Origin of the sequence: Rhizobacter sp. Root1221, assembly GCF_001425785.1 — a bacterium.
Classification (GTDB): domain Bacteria; phylum Pseudomonadota; class Gammaproteobacteria; order Burkholderiales; family Burkholderiaceae_C; genus Rhizobacter.
Map to the genome: position 1 here is coordinate 175,893 of NZ_LMDI01000056.1, position 17,022 is coordinate 192,914.

Genomic DNA, 17,022 nt, shown 5'->3' on the forward strand with positions numbered 1-17,022 from the left:
CCGTGCGCTGCCGTCAGAACTTCAGGAACCGCCCTGCCATCGCCGGCACCGGGATCACATAGCCGTCGGCACCCGGCACCACGAGGCTGTTGTCGCCCAGGTCGGTCAGGTTGCCGGGCGAGCCGATGGCCGAGGCCTTCAGCGTGACCGTGGCCTCGCGGGTGCTGGTGTTCATCACGAACAGCACGCGGTTGCTGCCCGCATCCTTGCGGTCGATGTAGACGTTGGCATCCGAGTACACGTGCGTGCGCGAGCCGGCGGCCAGGGCCGGGTTCGTGTCACGCAGGCCCATCAGCGTGGCAACGTGGGCCTTCAGGTCGGTCTCGCGGGCCGACAGGTTCAGCACCTTGCCGGTGGTGCGGCTCACGTGATCGTCGCACAGGCCCTGCACCGCGCAGTTGCTGGTCACCTGGGCCGCGAAGTTCGCCACCTCCTGGCCGATCTCGTCACCGTAGTACAGCGTCACCGGGCCGCTGTGGGCGGCCATGTACGCGAACGCGGCCTTGTGGCGCTGCCAGTAGATGTCCTGGTCGGGATTGCCGAGGCCCGCGCGCTGGATCAGGTCGCCGAACCGCACGAGGTCGTGGTTCGTCAGCATCAGGTTGGGCATCGCGTGGTCGGGGTACGCCGCGTAGGTGTCGTACGTGCCCGCGAGGTTGCTGGCCGGCAGGTTGGCCTTCTGGCTGGTGGCCTGCGCCTCTTCGCCGGCCAGCGTCTGCACGAGGCGGTAGCGGCCGGGGAAGTCGAAGGCCGAAGGCAGCCCGGGTGCGCCGGCCGTGCCGTAGCCGCGGGCCTGGATGTCGGCCTCGCCCGCCCAGAGTTCACCCACCATGTGGCCGAGGGGCTGCACCGTGGCGCCGGTGCCGTTGGTGTAGCTGACGCTGGCGGAGGCCGTGGCCACGGTCTGCCTCAGCGCGGCCCACTGCGCCACCGGCACTTGGTAGGCCTGGTCGAGGCGCCAGCCGTCGATCTTGTACGTGGTGATCCAGTGGGTCACCACCTCCTGGAAAAACGCGAGCGTGGCCGGATCGCCGTAGTCGGCGCAGGCCTGGTTCGCACCCGGGGCATACGTGCCGCCCTGCAGGTTCGTGCAATTGCCATTCTTCGGCAGCTTCGACGTGGGCGACACGGCGAGGTTGTCCTTGTAGTGCCCGAACACGCCGTCGAGGAACACGTAGAGGCCGCGGGCATGGGCCTCGTCCACCAGCGTCTTGAACTGCGCCGAGGTGCCGAACTTCGGGTCCACCTTGAAGTAGTTGCTCGCGAAGTAGCCGGTGGCGTCGAGCCGGTCGGTCCAGTCGTCCTGGCCGCTCTTTTCCACGGACTCGAAGATCGGCGTGAGCCACAGCGCGTTGACACCGGTGCCCTTGATGTAGTCGAGCGCGTCGGTGATGCCCTTCAGGTCGCCACGGTGTGTGCTCGAACCGTAGCCGGTGCCGTAGTTGGCCGACGCATCGCCATCGGCGAAGGCCTCGACCATGACCTGGTACATGCGCAGGTTGCATTCGGGCGTGACCACGCCCTTGAAACACGCGAGGCGCGCCTCCGGGGCGCCGGCGGCCGCGGACACGGTGACGGCGATCGGGCCCGCGGGTGCCGGTGTGGCTGAATCACCGCCTCCGCCGCAGGAAATCAACGGGAGGGAGAGGCTCGCGATCAAGAGCCCGGAACGGAATTTGTGGGAGGACGTCATGGGTGGCGCACGGACAAGTAGGTCGGGACGCGCCAATTCTGAATCGGTTAAGAGATCTGTCAATGGTGGTCCACCCGGACAGTCGGGAGGAATCGACGCGCGTGGCTTCGCCAACCCTCTTCGCCGTTCCGGCGGGCCCGCGCCGAGGGCGACGAGCGCTCAGTTCAGGATGCGGCCATTGGCCCCGATCACGCTGATCTCGACGTAGTTGGAGCCTTGGTTGCCCTTCGTGTCGAACTGCACGCGGTAGCCGCCCAGGTCGAACGGCGCGGCATGCAGCGCGGCCGCCAGGCGCTCGCGGGTGGGGTTCGCGCCGACCCGTTCGAGGGCCGCCACCACGAGCCGTGCGTTCACGTAACCCTCGAGCCCGTAGTACGACGGTGCGGCGGGTTTCGAGAAGGCCGCGAGGTCGCGCTTGTAGTCACGCACGACCTCCAGCTTGTCACCCCACGGGTACGGAATCACCTGCGCCACCTGGATGCCGCGCGACGCGTCGGGGCCCAGCTCGGCGATGAGCTGGTCGGTGCCCACAGGCGACAGCGCCACGAAGTACGGGTGTTGCCCGGTCTGGCGCATCTGCTGGATGAACGCGGCCGTGGGCCGGTACAGGGTCACCATCACGACCGCCTGCGGCTTGGCGGCCGCGAGGGCCGTCACGGCCGCGCCCACGTCGACCGAGTTGCGCGTCACCGCAGCAGTGGCCACCGGATTCAAGCCCCGTGCGGTCAACGCGAGCTGCACGCCCTTCAACCCGGCTTGGCCGAAGCCGTCGTCCTGGTACAGCACGGCGATGCGGTTCATGCCCACGGTCAGCAGGTTGCGCACGATGGCCGCGGTTTCGTCGCCATAGCTCGCACGCAGGTGGAACATGTTCCGGTTGGCCGGCGAACGCAGCGCCTCGGCACCGCTGATGGTGCCGATCAGCGGCACTGCCGCACGGTCGATCACCGGCATCACGGCCACCGACGACGCGGTGCCGTAGAAGGCCATCAGGCCGAACACCTTGTCCTGCTCGATCAGCCGCCTGGTGTTGGCCACGGCGGGGTCGACCTCGTAGCCATCATCCAGCGCCACGAGCTTCAGCCGCTTGCCCTGCACACCGCCGGCCCCGTTCACACGGGCGAAACAGGCTTCGATGCCCTCCTTCATCTGCCGGCCGTAGGCCCCGGTGGGACCGGACAGCGGCGACGACATGCCGAACAGGATGGTGTTGTCGACGATGCCGTCGACGGCAAACGCCCCGCCCGCAGCCAGCGCACACAGGAGGCCGGCCAAGCCGGTTCGGAGGTCACGCAGGAATCGGGAATACATCAGGGGATCCATGGGTCAAGGGGCGGGCATTCTGCCGAGCCAACCCTTGCTGCGGGCTGACAATCCCCGATGGACCGGCCCCGCTAAAGGCCATAGGCGAGTCAATCCCTAACTCGAAAGTCAGGGTCCCGCGACGGCCTCTCGAGGACCGCCGGGCCGCTCCAGGTTTCCTCGGAACCCCATGGGGGGGCGGGCTGGGCGTGGCCCTGCCCTGGGGGCCCTCAGAAGTTGAAGGCGAGGCGCAAGCCACCCCAGTGTTTGCCGTTCACCACGATGGGCGCCGCGGCTTCCTTGAGCAGCACGAACTTGCCGCCACCCATGTCGCGCCGATAGGTCTGCAGCAGGAACGGGCGCTTGTTGCGCGCCGACGCGAGGCCGGTGCGGTCGTTGAAGATGCGGCGGTAGCGGCTGTTGGCCGTGTCCCACGCCAGGTCGCCACGCTGCGGGTTGCAGTACACCTTGTTGTGCGTGGCCACATAGCCGTTGCGGTCCACCGCGATGCAGAACACCGCCTTGCCGTGCGCGCCCAGCACACGTTCCTGCACCTGCGGGAACAGCCGGTCGGCCAGCTCGATGAAGCGGGTGGTGTGCTGCGCCGGGTTGGTGTTGGGGAGGGGCCGGTAGCTTTCGTCGAACAGGTCGGCCATCGAGATGGCGTTCGTGCGCACCGCGTCCTCGAGCAACTGGCTGATCTGCGCGGCAGCGTCGGTCACGCCCTGGATGAACGGGGTGTCTTCTGTCTCGATGCCACATTCGGCCACCAACTCGATCAGGTGCTCCGATACCTTCAGGAAGGCTTCGCTGCGGGTCATCGCCGAATCGAGCGCATGGCTCGACCGGTTCATCTCGGTCTCGATCTCGGACATCTGGCCGTTCAGGCCATCGCACACCTCGCGGCTGCGGTCGGCCGCGCCGTTGATGCTGGACACACCGGTTTCCACTTCGGCCAGCGCTTTGTGCACGGCACCCTGCTCCGCGTGCTCGGCCCGCACCTGGATCTCGCGCGACAGTGCGCCGATGCGCGCATCGAGCTGGCCCACCGTGCTCATGATGGCCTTCGACGATTGCTCCACCTTGGAGGCCAGGTCCTTGACGGCATCCGCGACCACGCCAAAACCGCGGCCGGCCTCACCGGCACGCTTGGCCTCCACCGACGCGTTGAACGCGACCAGGCGCGTCTGCAACGCGATCTGGGTGATCTGCTGGGCGGCACCCGCCACGTCGCGCAGCGAGTCCACGATGCCGGAGACCTCCGTCCCCACGTCCACCACGGCCTGGCGCGCGCGCGACACGGCACCGAGGCTGCCGGTGCTCACGGCGCGGATGTCGTGCTGCGCCGCGGTGATCTTCTTGAGCTGGTCGGCCAACGCCGCCACGGCCTGGGCCTGGCGGGCCGACACCTTGATGGCATCGTCCAGCTGGCCGCGCACCTCGGCGGCCTCGCGCCCCATCGTGGCGGCCTGCTGGCTGATCGACTGCACGGCGGCGCGCAGATCGGGCTGGCCCGCGGCAGCAGCAACCGGTTCGGCCTGCGGGGCGTTGGCCGCGGCCTTCTTGAAGACATGGAACATGGACTGGGGTCCGTTCAATGAGCGCGTGGATTCACCACTCGCGGAGTTTGACGCGCAGCCGGGCGATGGATTGGCTGTGCAGCTGGCACACACGCGATTCGGTGACTTTGAGCACCGCCGCGATTTCCTTCAGGTTCATGTCGTGCTCGTAGTACATGCTCATCACGTACTGCTCACGCTCGGGGAGCGTCTTGATGCCCTCGACGAGCGCCTCGCGCATGCGGTGGTCCTGCAGCTGGGCGAGCGGGTTGCCGCCCTCCTCTGCCACGTGGCGGTCGAGGAAGTCGTTGTCGCCTTCGTCGCCACTCATGTCCTCGAGGTACACGAGCTGGGTGCCACGCACCTTGCCGAGCAGTTCCTGGTACTCGACCAGCGTGACGCCCATCTCGCGGGCGATCTCGCTTTCGGCCGGCGCCCGTCCGAGCTTCTGCTCGAGCTTGTGCACGGCGGACTCGATGCTGCGCTGCTGCTTGCGGATGCCGCGCGACAGGTAGTCGTTGCCGCGCAGTTCGTCGAGCATCGCACCGCGGATGCGCTGCGTGGCGAAGGTCTCGAACTGCACGCCCTGCTGGGCATCGAAGCGGCTCAGCGCATCGGTCAGGCCGATCATGCCGACCTGGATCAGGTCGTCGAGTTCGACGTTGGCCGGCAGCTTGGCGATCATCTGGTGGGCGAGTCGCCGCACCAGCGGGCTGTACTGCTTGAGCATCGTGTTGACATCAAGTTGGCCTTTGGCGGTGTACATGTGGGCTCCGAGAGGTCAATTCAGCGCGTGCTGGAGAGGGTTGGCGCGGAACGAACCCGCGGCAAGGGGGGCGGCGGCGGGGCCCATCACCTCGCGCGCCCAGCGGCGCAACGCGGGGGCCGGCGCTTCGCGGGCGTCCGAGGCGGGGTCGACGTGCAGCCAGTCGCGCAGCACCGCACCGAGGAAGTTGTCCGCGCAGGTGGCGATCTGCGTGGCGATGCGCTCGACCCGGGGCGACGCGGGCGCGGCGCACAGCAGCAGGTCGTGCACCATCAGCTGCGCGCGTTGGGTGAGCAGCTTCATCGCCGCGTAAGCGTGGGTGACGCTGGCCGGGCGATCGTCGGCCAGCAGCAGCGGGCGGGCCTCGCTGCGCATGAAAAGGCGGCACAGGTCGGATTCGGTGGCGTGCACGAGGATCACGTCCACGTGCGGCGCGGCGTCCGACGCGGCCTGCAGGAACGCGGCCGTGGAGCCGGTGGAATCGACGTAGCGCAGCGGGAGCCCGCGGGCGGCCATGTACGAGACCTGGGGCGACAGCGTCTCGATGCATTCGGACAGGTCCATCACCGACAACTCGGAGGTGGCCGGGGCCCGATCGGAGGCGTCGATCACCATCACGTGCGCGCCGAGTTCGGCGAAAGCGGTGCAGAGGCGCTCCAGCATCACCCCGCCGAAAGCCATGTGCGGGTTCGCGACCACCGGCACCATGCGCACGCGGGCATGGGCGAACAGCTGGCGCAGACCGTGGGCCTGGTCTTGGGGGTAGAGGGAGTCTTGATAGTCGTCGTGCATGGCGGCGCTGTCTGGGGAACGCGGGGTCGTCGTCGGGGCGCGATCAGGCATGCAGCGTCGGGCGCGGACGCTGGGCTTGCTGGCGGGCCGTGAAGATCAGGTTCACGTCGTCGGCGTCCATGCGGTACGCCGGGTTCGTGCTGGCGCGCAGCGCGCGGTGCACGAGCGCGTGGGCCGACAGGCGGTGCCAGTCTTCCGGCACACGCTGGCCGTTGGCCACGCCCACCACTTTCAGCTTGTGGCGGATCACGGCGTCGAGGGCCGGGGCCAGCTTCACGGCTTCGTCCATCTTCGACAGCACGATGCCCTTGCAGGCCGAGGCCTTGTACGCGAGCATCACGTCCTCGATGGTTTCACCCTGGGCCGAGGCGTTCACCACCAGCAGCTTCTGGATGGAGCGGTGGGCCAGCATGTCGAGCAGTTCGCGGGTGCGGCTGTCGCGCTGGGCCATGCCGGCCGTGTCGATCAGCACCATCTTCTTCGACGACAGCAGCTCCAGCAGGTCTTCGAGCGAGGCCCGGTCGTGGGCCGTGTGCACCGGCACGCCGAGGATGCGGCCGTAGGCGCGCAGTTGTTCGTGGGCGGCCACCCGGTAGGCGTCCAGCGTGATCAGGCCCAGGTTGGCGGCGCCGTACTTGGTGGCGAATGCCGCCGCGATCTTCGCGGTGGTGGTGGTCTTGCCCACGCCGGTGGAACCGATCAGGGCGTACACACCGCCCTGGTCTTCCAGGGCCGGTTCGGCTTCGCCGGTGATCAGGTTGCGTTCGAGCACGTTGGCGGCCCACGCGGTTTCATCGGCCGCGTCGGTGGGCAGCGTTTCGGTCAGCTTGCGCACGAGGGCGGGCGAGAAGCCGCAGTCGAGCAGCTTCTGGATCAGCTGGGCCTGCGCCGGGTGGCGCTGCATCTTTTCCATGAAGGCGAGCGCACCGAAGCGGTCCTCGATGAGGCCCTTCATGGAGCGCAGCTCGTTCATCATGTCCTGCTGTTCGCGGCGGGCCGAGGCCACGGCGGCGGGCGCCAGGCCGGCGTCGGCGAGCGACGGGATCGGGGTGGCCGGCGCGGCGGCAGCAACGGCCGCGGCGGCGCGCACTTCCTCGCGCAGCACGGGTGGTGAGCGGTGGGTCTGCGCCTGGCGGGCCATCGGGGCTGGCGCCGGGGCCGGGGCCACCTCGATCGGTTGCACGGGCTTTTGCGGCATGGGCACCACGTTGCGGGCGGCCAGGCGTTGTTCGATGGCCACCGGCAGCTGCTCCGGCTCGGCGCCGAACGACGGTTCCTGGTGACGCTGGTTTTCGGCGCGCAGCGCGGCCTGGCGGCGCTTGAGCATGCGTTCGCGCACGTAGTCCTGGAACGACAGCGTGCTCATCGACAGGCGGGCCACGTCGTCGGTGATCTCTTCCTGGTGCGACACCGCGGGGGCGGCCACCGGGGCGGCGGGCCGGGCGGCCGGCTTCGGCTGGCGCGGGGCGGCGGCACGGGCCGGGGCATGGGCGCCGGACATCGACGAGGCCGACAGGCGCTCGATCTGCTGGACGCTCTCAGGCGCCATCGCCAGCACCTCCACACCTTCCGGGCAGGGCTTCGTGGACAACACGACGGCGTCATCGCCGAACGCCTGGCGCACCAGGGTCAGGGCGTCGCGCGAGGTGCGCGCGGTAAAGCGTTTGACGTTCATGGGTTGCCTCCAAGGCGGGAAATGCGCGGAATCGAGAGGGAGCGGTCAGCGCGACCGGTCCGGCAGAACAGGTTCAGGCTCATGGCGTGCCCCCGATGATCGAACCGATGCGGATCGAGTGGGTTTCGGGGATCTCGCTGTGGCCGAGCACCCGCAGGCGGGGCGCGGCGCGTTTGAGCAGGCGGGCCATCGGGGCGCGGATCAGGTCCGGCACCAGCAGGCAGGCGGGGTGGCCCAGGTCTTCCTGGCGCTTCGCCGATTGGGCGGCGCTGCGGGCCAGCGTGTCGGCCACGCCCGGGTCGAGCGCGGCACCGTGCGGCGAATTCAGCGCCTGGGTCACGATGCGTTCGAGTTCGGGTTCGAGGGCGATCACGTCCAGCTCCTGCACCGGGCCGTAGATCTGCTGCACGATGGACGGGGCCAGGCTGATGCGGATGCGGCGGGCCAGTTCGGCCGGGTCGCTGACGACGGAGGCGTGTTCGGCCAGGCTTTCCACGATGGAGCGCATGTCGCGGATGTGCACGCCTTCTTCCAGCAGCAGCTGCAGCACTTTCTGCAGGGCCGGAATGGCGACCATCTTCGGAACCACGTCTTCGATCATCTTGGGTGCCAACTTCGTCACGTGTTCAACCAGTTGCTGGGTTTCGACGCGTCCCAACAAGCGGGCCGCATTCACTTGCATCAAGTGTGAAAGATGGGTGGCCACCACGGTCGAGCAATCAACAACGGTAAATCCGTTCATTTGGGCTGATTCGCGCTGGCGCTCCTCGATCCAGACGGCGGGCAATCCGAATGCCGGGTCGGTCGTCTTGGTGCCGATCAGGGTGGTGGTGGCACCGCCCGGGTTGATGGCGAGCAGCATGCCCGGGAAGGCCTCGCCCTCGCCCACGACGGCGCCGCGCAGCGTCAGCCGGTACATGCTGGGCTTGAGCTCCAGGTTGTCGCGGATGTGCACGGGCGGCGGCAGGAAACCCACGTCCTGGGCGAACTTGCGCCGCACGCCCTTGATGCGCTGCAGCAGGTCGCCCTGGCGGGCCTTGTCGACCAGTGCGATCAGGCGGTAACCCACCTCGAGGCCCAGGGTGTCCACCGGCAGCAGGTCGTCCCAGCTGGCTTCGGCGTTGGGTTCCTGCGACGGGGTGACGGCACGGGGCGGCGGTTCGGCCTTGCGGCGTTCGTCGCGCTTGTGCATCCACCAGGCGCCGTAGCCGAGGCCGCCCGAGATCATCAGGAACACCAGGTGCGGCATGCCGGGGATGATCCCGAGCAACCCGATCACGCCGGCCGTGATGCCCAGCACGCGGGGCGAGTTGAACACCTGGCCGGAAATCTGGGTGCCGACGTCCTGCTCCTTGCCGACGCGCGACACCACGAGGGCCGCCGCCACCGAGATCAGCAGCGCCGGCACCTGGGCCACGAGTGCGTCACCGATGGCGAGCAGGATGTAGCTGTTGGCGGCTTGGGCCGCCGACAGGTCGTGCTGCACGACGCCGATGATGAAGCCGCCCACGATGTTGATCGCGAGGATCAGCAGGCCCGCCATCGCGTCGCCGCGCACGAACTTGCTGGCACCGTCCATGGAGCCGAAGAATTCCGCCTCGTCGCCCACCTCGGCGCGGCGGCGCTTGGCCTCGCGTTCGTCGATCAGGCCGGCGTTCAGGTCGGCGTCGATGGCCATCTGCTTGCCGGGCATGGCGTCCAGGGTGAAGCGCGCGCCGACTTCGGCGATGCGCTCGGCACCCTTGGTCACCACGACGAAGTTGATCACCACGAGGATGGCGAACACGATCAGGCCCACGGCGAAGTTGCCGCCGATCAGGAAGTGGCCGAACGACTCGATCACCTTGCCCGCCGCGCCCGTGCCGGTGTGGCCTTCGAGCAGCACCACCCGGGTGGACGCGATGTTCAGCGACAGCCGCAGCAGCGTGGTCAGCAGGATGACCATCGGGAAGGCCGAGAAGTCGAGCGGCTTGACCATGTAGGCCGCCACCATCATCACCATCAGCGCGATGGCGATGTTGAAGGTGAACAGCAGGTCCAGTGCGAATGCCGGCAGCGGCAGCACCATCATCGACAGCAGCAGGATGATGAAGACGGGCGCCATCAACGCCTTGATGGCGGTGGCGTGGGGGCCGAGGAGGCTTTGCAGTTTGGCGATCAGTGCGTTCATCGATCAACCTGCCGGTTTGTGGTGGGGGTCGAGTTCGACCGGGACGTTCAGTTCGGGCAGCGCGCCCGGCATGGCCATGCGGCCGGCGAGCGCGGCACGCAGCTGGTACACGTAGGCGAGCACCTGGGCCACCGCCGAGAACAGTGCGGCCGGGATCTCCCGGTCCACTTCGGCGTGGGCGTAGAGCGCGCGGGCGAGCACCGGGGCCTGGAGCACGGGCACCTGGGCCTCTTTCGCGGTGTCGCGGATCTTCATCGCCATCAGGTCGGCGCCCTTGGCGACGACCTTCGGGGCGCCCATGCCGCCCTCTTCGTACTTCAGCGCCACGGCGTAGTGGGTCGGGTTCATCACCACCAGGTCGGCGCCCGGGACGGCGGCGATCATCCGGCGGTTGGCCATCTCGCGCATCCGGGCGCGAACCTTGGCCTTCATCTCCAGGTTGCCTTCGACGTCCTTGTGTTCCTGCTTCACTTCCTGGTGGCTCATCTTGAGCTTGGCCATGTGCATGTGGCGCTGCAGCGGCACGTCGATGGCGGCGAACACGGCCAGGGCCACCAGCAGCAGCAGCAGGCCGCCCAGGATCACCGAGCCGGCATGCGACAGCGCGGCGGGCAGCGGCATCGACAGCGCGCCACCGAACGAATCCACGTGGCGGCGCAGGTAGACCGCGCCGATGGTGCCGAGGATCAGCGCCAGCACCGAGGCCTTCAGCGCGTCGATCAGTTGCTGTTTCGAGAAGACCCGGCCCAGGCCGGACAGCGGGTTGAGCTTCATCAGGTCGGGTGTCATGGGCTTGAACGTCCACACCCAGCCGCCGATGGCGATGCTGGCGCCCACGGCCACGAGGGACATCAGGGCGCCCATCGGCAGCACCACGAGCAGCATCTTCATCACCAGCTCGCCGAGGCGCTCACCCATGAACCCGGTGTTCTGCACCGAGGCGGCGTTGAACCGCAGGCCGTTGGCCAGCAGGTCCTTCATCCAGCTCGACAGCATGGGGGCCGCGGCCACCAGCACCCCGCCACCCGCCGCGATGGCCGCCAAGTGGCCGAAGTCGCGCGAACGGGCGATCTGCCCGTCTTCGCGGGCCTTCTGCAGCTTGCGTGCTGAGGCGGGTAAATTCTTGTCTTCGGACATGACGGAGGTGGAGGAATGGCCTCGTCATTGTTTCAAGCAGTACCGAAAACTTGAGGGCGATCAGAGGGGGAAACGCCGCCCAATTCGGCCCCTGGCGCCGCAGCGGCCCGCCCGAAGGCCCGGGCCTGCCCGTGATGGAAATCACGCCCCGAAGCGCCCTGCAGGCTGCGAGAATCGGTTCAGATGTCCGACCCTTCGATGCCATCCATGACCGACACGTCCCGCACCGCCCGCCGCTTCGGCCTGGCCGCCAGCAAACTCCACCGCACGTCTCCGGACGGCGGCCTGCTCACCTGGGCCCGGGAAAGCGGCGACAGCATTCGCGCCATGGGCCTGCGCCTGCACGCGGTCGGCGGCGCCTACGCCACCCTCTCCCGCTCGGCGTCGCTGGGCGGGTACGAGGGCCTGGTGGCCTACCCGTCCGGCGGCGAAGGCGGCCTGATGCGGCTCGTCTCCCACATCGCCGGGGGCGCCTACGAGAACCAGGCCCTCGACGGCATCGTCTACCTGATCGACCCGGTGGACCCCTCCACGCTGTACCCGGAGGCCGCGGCGCTGAAGCGCCAATGTGTCACCCACCAGAAACCGTTCATCTCCACCGTGGCGGGTGCCATCGAGTGGATGGCGGTGGAAGGGGCCCACGCCGGCGTGGTGGACGACACCGCCCGCGGCCTGCTCGACGTGTCGAAGCGAAACCTCGCGCTGATCGCCCACGATGCGCTCAAGGCCCAGATGGTGGAATTCGCCGCCGACAACTTTGACCTGCTGAGCCGCGCCGTGAGCCGGGTGGCCACCGGCACCACGGGGCAGCGGCTCAACGAACTCGCGTGGTCGCGCGGCTGGCCGCGGGCCACCCCCTGGGTGCACCGTTACCTGAGCGGCCCGCTCGGCGGCGACGCCCAGATCGCCGAACTGGTGCTCGACCAGCGCTGCGACAAGGTGCTGTTCTTCGAGGACCCCCACGTGGCCCGCCAGCACGAGGCCGACATCCAGCTGCTGGAACGCTCCGTGTGCAGCGTGACGCGGCACGCTACCTGCGCCAACTCCCCGGCGATGGCGCGGCGCTGGGCGGTGGCGGTGGGGATCGCGTCGAGCTGAGAGGCCGAGGGCGCTGCGCGCTCACGGGAACTGCGCCGAGCCTTGAACGACCAGCCCGCCCTGGGGCTCGGGCAACGTCTCCAGCAGCGTGGCGCCACCCAGCGCCGTGACACGCACCTCCACGGGGCCGGCGGCGATGGCCGCGGGATAGACGAAGTAGTTGTATTCCAACCGCTCCACCGTGATCCATGCCGTGCTGCCGCTGGGCTTGATGTCGAGTGCGGTGATGGGCAAGCGGTGGTTGCGCACCTGGATCGCCACCCAGAAGCGGGTGCTGCCTTCCTTGTAGCGGTAGGCCACCGGGCCGCTCACGTCGCCGGCCACCACCTGCCAGCTGATCGGCACGCGCCCGGCCACGGGGTCGGCAATCTTGGCGAAGGCCTGCTCGCTCAGGTCGATGTCACCCGGCTTGCATTCGGGGCAGCGGTCCGTGATGCGGACGGTGACCGTGCCTTTCGGCCCCGTCACCTGGACGAACTCGCCACACGCCGCGCTGCCGGCATAGTCGGTCTGGTTCATCGCCGCGACCATGAGGTTGCCGGGGCTCGCATCGAAGCTGCAGTTGCCTTGCCCCGTGGCGCCGTAGAACGTGCCTTCACCCGTGTGAGTGGCGGACAGCGTGGTGCCGGTGCCAGGGGTGGTCGTGGTGGTGTCGTCCCCGGCGCCAACCTGCCCCTGGCCGGAGTCCGACGCGTCGCCACCGCCGCCTCCTCCGCAAGCTGCCAGCATCAAGAGCATGACAAGTGCGACGGAGCGCGCGGCGCTTTGGTTCATTTTCATTTCCACCCTGGGTTTTCCCACGCCGTTGCAGGGCACGACCTCACCTTGAGGTTGGCCCAGGCAGCACAACGCCATCCATTTCGCGGCTTGGCGTGATTCTCTCCTGCCCTGTGACAAAACTGCCGCCCCGCGGATGTTCGAGAGCGCAAATTGCGTAAGCACTTCGCAGTCGCCGAACTGGCCAATCTGCGGGCACGGCCGCCCAAGTTCGGTGATTGCGCAGCGGAGGACCTGCAACAAGCCATGACCAGACTGCCACCCAGGATAGGCAGCCGGGTGTGTCTTCTTCGCTGTTTCCCGTCCGACTTCGCCTTCTGCGCATCCAGTGTGGGAGTGAGCGATCAGGATGGCGTCTTCCTGGTTCAAGGTGACACCTGGGTTGTTGTCTTGACAAAGTTGGAGGGCATGCGCCCCGCGCAACGCCGCAACGGAGTAGGCATAAAAGCGAGGCGCAGCTGTACAGCTCGTCCGGTCTGGCCAATCCGGTGATTGCCAAGAAGCGCCTTCTGGAAATGACGCTATAAGGCATTGGTTCGCCTTGAGCGTGAATAATGCCATTCCATCACACGAATCAATATTAATTTCCGCTGATCCGTTCAAATCGTGAACTCGAAATTCCGCTCATGCTGGCATGACCGAATACGGAGTTGATCAGCGGCCCCTAAGGAAATCTTGGAATCAAAATGGGTTGCAGCATCTCGAGACACAGCACGAATTCCCCCGCCGCCAGTCCCGCGCGCACAACGCACGGCACTGGCGCGCATAGGCATCAAGCGCATTCACTGGAAACTCACGAGTATTTGCACTCTCGTTCAGGCAGCTCGACAAGTTCGGCCGGCTCCAGCCCACCACGCAATCCCGCCCCTGGAAGGGCCTCAGATTCGGCCAACGCACCTCGGATACCAACGTTTTTTGCATCGCCCGTCACATTTGACGAGCCGACATTATTCACTCACCAATTGACAGAAGAGTACCCGCACCTCTATTCCGAGGAAGCAAAAACCGAGTTGAAGCATAAGATATCCCAACAAGGTTCCGACTTCAGAACCACGGAGGAAGATCGGCAGGAGTTCAAGAGGGCATTCTTATCGCATGTCAAGACCAGCCGATTGACGACGCAATACCACAGGACACCCGAAGCGGTATACGCCGACTACGCAGAGAAGATCAACCACATAAAAAGTGCCAATCCAGATATCAGGCATATCCCCACAGAAGATCTCATTGCATTGCGCTCATGGACTGCATCCACTCATCATCCAATTGTCATGAACGCTTTGGAAGGAGACGAATTACCTGATAATCCGCTGGGACTGTCGTATGCCAAAGCAATTATTTCCGCACTCAATGCCCTGCCGGATCGGTTCATTCACGAGGGCCATGTTTATACGGGCGATGACCAGCCTCTCGACCGGGTACTAGGGAGGCACAAAGAAGGTGAAAAATATACTGACTGGAGCTTCTTTGCAACGGCCAGCTCAAAAGAAAATGCATGGCAAAATCGCAGCGTGGAATGGGAGACGCATTCAACATCTGGCAAATGCATAGCCGAATTTTCAATACACGCGCACGAGTCGGAGGTCCTCTTTCCTCCAGGAACTCAATATTTGACAAATAAAATCGAAGAAAAGAACTCTCCTCGGCATTTCCTGAGCATTACTCAGGAACAAGTTGATTGACGGGTTTGGTACGTTGATTGGCAGTCGTCGACCCAGCGCGAGATGCTGTAGCACTTGATCCAGCAGGCAACTCCGCACGTTCTGCAGCCTCTGATCGATCCCACCCGTTCGCCGTGATCGACTTACGGACGGACGTCCTGGCAGAACTACAGGGAGCCGCCGTTTACTGCGGCGGCATGGTGTGCATCGACGCACGCCTGGCACACGCGTTTTCCACAACAACGGCAACGGCAGCTTTCAACCGGTCGACTACGCGCCAGCCTGCAACAACTGAGCGGCGTGATGGCGCTTGCACCTCGGTACCGGCGCGCCCCACCACGGGCTCGTTCTGCCCTTTCGAGAGGTCAGGCAGAACCATCCAGCTTGAAGACCGACATGGCCTGAACGACCTGCTGGGCCTGCGCCCTGAGGCTTTCGGCCGCGGCAGCGCTCTCCTCCACCAGCGCTGCGTTCTGCTGCGTGGTGCGGTCCATCTCGTTGACGGCGTGGCCCACTTGCTGGACACCGCTGTTCTGTTCGTCGGTGGCCGCGCGGATCTCGGCAACGATGTCGGTCACGCGGCGGATCGCGGCCACCACCTCGGCCATCGTGGCGCCCGCCTGGCCGGCCAGCGCGCTGCCCTGCTCCACACGTTCCACGCTGGTGGCGATCAGCGTCTTGATCTCCTTGGCCGCCTGCGCGGAGCGCTGGGCCAGCGAGCGAACCTCGGCGGCCACCACGGCAAACCCGCGGCCCTGTTCGCCGGCACGGGCAGCCTCGACCGCTGCGTTGAGCGCGAGGATGTTGGTCTGGAAGGCAATGCCGTCGATCACGCCGATGATGTCGGCGATGCGCTTGGAGCTGTCGTCGATGCCCTTCATCGTGCCCACCACCTGGCCCACCACGTCACCGCCCCGGGCCGCCACCTCGCTCGCGCCCTGCGCCAGCGTGTTGGCCTCGCGGGCGTGGTCGGCGTTCTGGCGCACGGTGGAACCGAGCTGCTGCATCGACGCCGCCGTTTCCTCGAGCGCGCTCGCCTGCCGTTCGGTGCGCTGGCTCAGGTCGTTGTTGCCTTGCGCGATCTGGGCGCTGGCCACGGCCACGCTGTCGGCGTTGCGGCGCACGCCGTCGAGCGACGCGAGCAGCATCGTGCGGAAGCGCTCCATCGCGCCCATCAGCTGGCCGATCTCGTCCTGGCTTCGCGACACGAGCGGCCGGGTCAGGTCACCCTCGGCCAGCTGGGTGAGGCGGGCCTGCAGGTCGGCCACGGGCTGGGTGATCAGGCGGTTCGACACGAACACGATCACACCCGCGAGTGCGACCAGCGCCACACCCACCGCCAGCCACAGCAGGCGCAACAGGCGCACCGCGTCAGCGGTGATCTGGTCCACCGGGACCTCGGCCACGACGGCCCAGTTCCAAGCCTTGTTGCGTGCGAACACGCGGCGCACCGCACCGCCCGGCGTGGCCACGACGGTGTCGCCGGCCTCGTCGGATTGCAGCGTCTTGAGCAGCGCCTGATCGTCGTCGCTGCCCTTGGCGAGGGACTGTTCCTTGTCCACCCCGAACACGTTGCCGAGGCTGGCGCCCGGGCGCAGTTCCACGGCGTAGAGGCGTCCGGTCTCGAACGGCGGGCGGGCCTGCATCGACTTGCGCATCTGCGCGAGGTCATCGGTCATGGGCACCCCCACGTACAGCACACCGATCGTGCGGTCACCTTCGCGGATGGGTTCGTAGACGTGCATGTAGACCTTGCCGAACAACGCAAAGCGGTCCACCCGCGTGCGGCCGTCGACCACGTCCTGGTAGGCCGGGGACTGCTTGCCGAGGAAGGTGCCGAGCGCGCGGCTGCCGTCCTCTTTCTTGACCGAGGTGGTGATGCGCTGGAAGTCGTCACCGACCCGGGCAAACACCGTGGCCACCGACCCGGTGCTCGCGGTGAAGCGGTCCACGACCTCGAAGTTGCCATTGACCGCCTCGCCGTGGTGCAGCAGCTGCGACGCCGGTTTGCCATCCGACGCCTCGCGCTCGACCAGCTGGAATCCCTGCGAGAACGACGACTTGAAGATGCCGAAATCGCGCATCGCCGACTTGCGGTACGCGGCGTCCGACGTGGTCAGCAACATCGAGGCGGTGTCCACCGCGGCGGTAATGCGGCGCTCGCCGGCGTCGGCGGCCTGGCGCCACAACGAGATGCTGACGAACCCGATCGCGACAAGCAGCACGACGGCGGTGGCCCCGATGGCACTGGCCGACAACTTGACGCCGATGCTCCGAAAGGTGAATGAAGACATGGAAAGGATCCGGTGGCTGTGAACGATGGCCGCCTGATCCACTGCGGCTGGTAGTCCAACTTCGGCCGCCCCGGCCATTCCTTGAGCCCGATCAGGGG

Annotated in this window: 12 protein-coding genes; 2 read left to right on the forward strand and 10 right to left on the reverse strand. The window is 67.0% G+C overall.

The window, feature by feature from the left end; genetic code table 11:
• Positions 1–13: 13 nt before the first annotated feature.
• The 8 genes from ASC87_RS26885 to ASC87_RS26920 all read right to left on the reverse strand — a co-directional run bounded on the left by ASC87_RS26885 (position 14) and on the right by ASC87_RS26920 (position 11,094).
• On the reverse strand, positions 14–1,693 hold the full coding sequence (locus tag ASC87_RS26885; RefSeq protein WP_082568989.1) for an alpha-amylase family protein: 1,680 nt from the start codon (positions 1,691–1,693) through the stop codon (positions 14–16).
• A gap of 159 nt (positions 1,694–1,852) precedes the next feature.
• A complete protein-coding gene (locus ASC87_RS26890) occupies positions 1,853–3,004 on the reverse strand; it encodes an ABC transporter substrate-binding protein (RefSeq protein ID WP_157604388.1) in 1,152 nt (383 codons plus the stop codon).
• 221 nt (positions 3,005–3,225) lie between these two features.
• Positions 3,226–4,575 (reverse strand): methyl-accepting chemotaxis protein, encoded by a 1,350-nt coding sequence (locus ASC87_RS26895; protein WP_056670324.1) that lies wholly within the window; start codon positions 4,573–4,575, stop codon positions 3,226–3,228.
• Between the two features lie 31 nt (positions 4,576–4,606).
• The gene (locus ASC87_RS26900) at positions 4,607–5,320 is read right to left on the reverse strand and encodes an RNA polymerase sigma factor FliA (protein WP_056670327.1); all 714 of its coding nucleotides are present in this window, start codon (positions 5,318–5,320) and stop codon (positions 4,607–4,609) included.
• 15 nt (positions 5,321–5,335) lie between these two features.
• The gene (locus ASC87_RS26905) at positions 5,336–6,112 is read right to left on the reverse strand and encodes a hypothetical protein (RefSeq protein ID WP_056670330.1); all 777 of its coding nucleotides are present in this window, start codon (positions 6,110–6,112) and stop codon (positions 5,336–5,338) included.
• Between the two features lie 43 nt (positions 6,113–6,155).
• A complete protein-coding gene (gene flhF / locus ASC87_RS26910) occupies positions 6,156–7,787 on the reverse strand; it encodes a flagellar biosynthesis protein FlhF (RefSeq protein ID WP_056670333.1) in 1,632 nt (543 codons plus the stop codon).
• A 79-nt stretch (positions 7,788–7,866) separates the two neighbouring features.
• Complete coding sequence (flhA, locus tag ASC87_RS26915; RefSeq protein ID WP_056670336.1) at positions 7,867–9,957, reverse strand: flagellar biosynthesis protein FlhA; 2,091 nt, start codon at positions 9,955–9,957, stop codon at positions 7,867–7,869.
• 3 nt (positions 9,958–9,960) lie between these two features.
• Positions 9,961–11,094 carry a flagellar biosynthesis protein FlhB gene (locus tag ASC87_RS26920; RefSeq protein WP_056670339.1) on the reverse strand — a complete coding sequence of 378 codons (1,134 nt, stop codon included), beginning with the start codon at positions 11,092–11,094 and terminating at the stop codon, positions 9,961–9,963.
• A 207-nt stretch (positions 11,095–11,301) separates the two neighbouring features.
• On the opposite strand from ASC87_RS26920, the gene ASC87_RS26925 reads away from it, so the two are divergent.
• Positions 11,302–12,192 (forward strand): methylglyoxal synthase, encoded by an 891-nt coding sequence (locus ASC87_RS26925; RefSeq protein ID WP_056670528.1) that lies wholly within the window; start codon positions 11,302–11,304, stop codon positions 12,190–12,192.
• A 21-nt stretch (positions 12,193–12,213) separates the two neighbouring features.
• Here the strand turns inward: ASC87_RS26925 and ASC87_RS26930 are convergent, their stop codons facing one another.
• Entirely contained in the window at positions 12,214–12,966 is a 753-nt protein-coding gene (locus ASC87_RS26930) for an expansin EXLX1 family cellulose-binding protein (RefSeq protein WP_235582312.1), read from the reverse strand.
• Between the two features lie 965 nt (positions 12,967–13,931).
• On the opposite strand from ASC87_RS26930, the gene xopAI reads away from it, so the two are divergent.
• Positions 13,932–14,651 carry a type III secretion system effector XopAI gene (xopAI, locus tag ASC87_RS32260; protein WP_157604389.1) on the forward strand — a complete coding sequence of 240 codons (720 nt, stop codon included), beginning with the start codon at positions 13,932–13,934 and terminating at the stop codon, positions 14,649–14,651.
• 344 nt (positions 14,652–14,995) lie between these two features.
• Here xopAI and ASC87_RS33635 read toward each other — a convergent pair whose 3' ends face one another.
• Positions 14,996–16,924, reverse strand: coding sequence for a methyl-accepting chemotaxis protein (locus ASC87_RS33635; RefSeq protein ID WP_056670345.1), 1,929 nt, complete (start codon positions 16,922–16,924; stop codon positions 14,996–14,998).
• Positions 16,925–17,022 lie beyond the last annotated feature (98 nt).

Coding starts and splice junctions, on each gene's coding strand:
- ASC87_RS26885 (WP_082568989.1), bottom strand. CDS start 1,693: ATGACGTCCTCCCACAAATTCCGTTCCGGGCTCTTGATCGCGAGCCTC.
- ASC87_RS26890 (WP_157604388.1), bottom strand. CDS start 3,004: ATGTATTCCCGATTCCTGCGTGACCTCCGAACCGGCTTGGCCGGCCTC.
- ASC87_RS26895 (WP_056670324.1), bottom strand. CDS start 4,575: ATGTTCCATGTCTTCAAGAAGGCCGCGGCCAACGCCCCGCAGGCCGAA.
- ASC87_RS26900 (WP_056670327.1), bottom strand. CDS start 5,320: ATGTACACCGCCAAAGGCCAACTTGATGTCAACACGATGCTCAAGCAG.
- ASC87_RS26905 (WP_056670330.1), bottom strand. CDS start 6,112: ATGCACGACGACTATCAAGACTCCCTCTACCCCCAAGACCAGGCCCAC.
- flhF (WP_056670333.1), bottom strand. CDS start 7,787: ATGAACGTCAAACGCTTTACCGCGCGCACCTCGCGCGACGCCCTGACC.
- flhA (WP_056670336.1), bottom strand. CDS start 9,957: ATGAACGCACTGATCGCCAAACTGCAAAGCCTCCTCGGCCCCCACGCC.
- ASC87_RS26920 (WP_056670339.1), bottom strand. CDS start 11,094: ATGTCCGAAGACAAGAATTTACCCGCCTCAGCACGCAAGCTGCAGAAG.
- ASC87_RS26925 (WP_056670528.1), top strand. CDS start 11,302: ATGACCGACACGTCCCGCACCGCCCGCCGCTTCGGCCTGGCCGCCAGC.
- ASC87_RS26930 (WP_235582312.1), bottom strand. CDS start 12,966: ATGAACCAAAGCGCCGCGCGCTCCGTCGCACTTGTCATGCTCTTGATG.
- ASC87_RS33635 (WP_056670345.1), bottom strand. CDS start 16,924: ATGTCTTCATTCACCTTTCGGAGCATCGGCGTCAAGTTGTCGGCCAGT.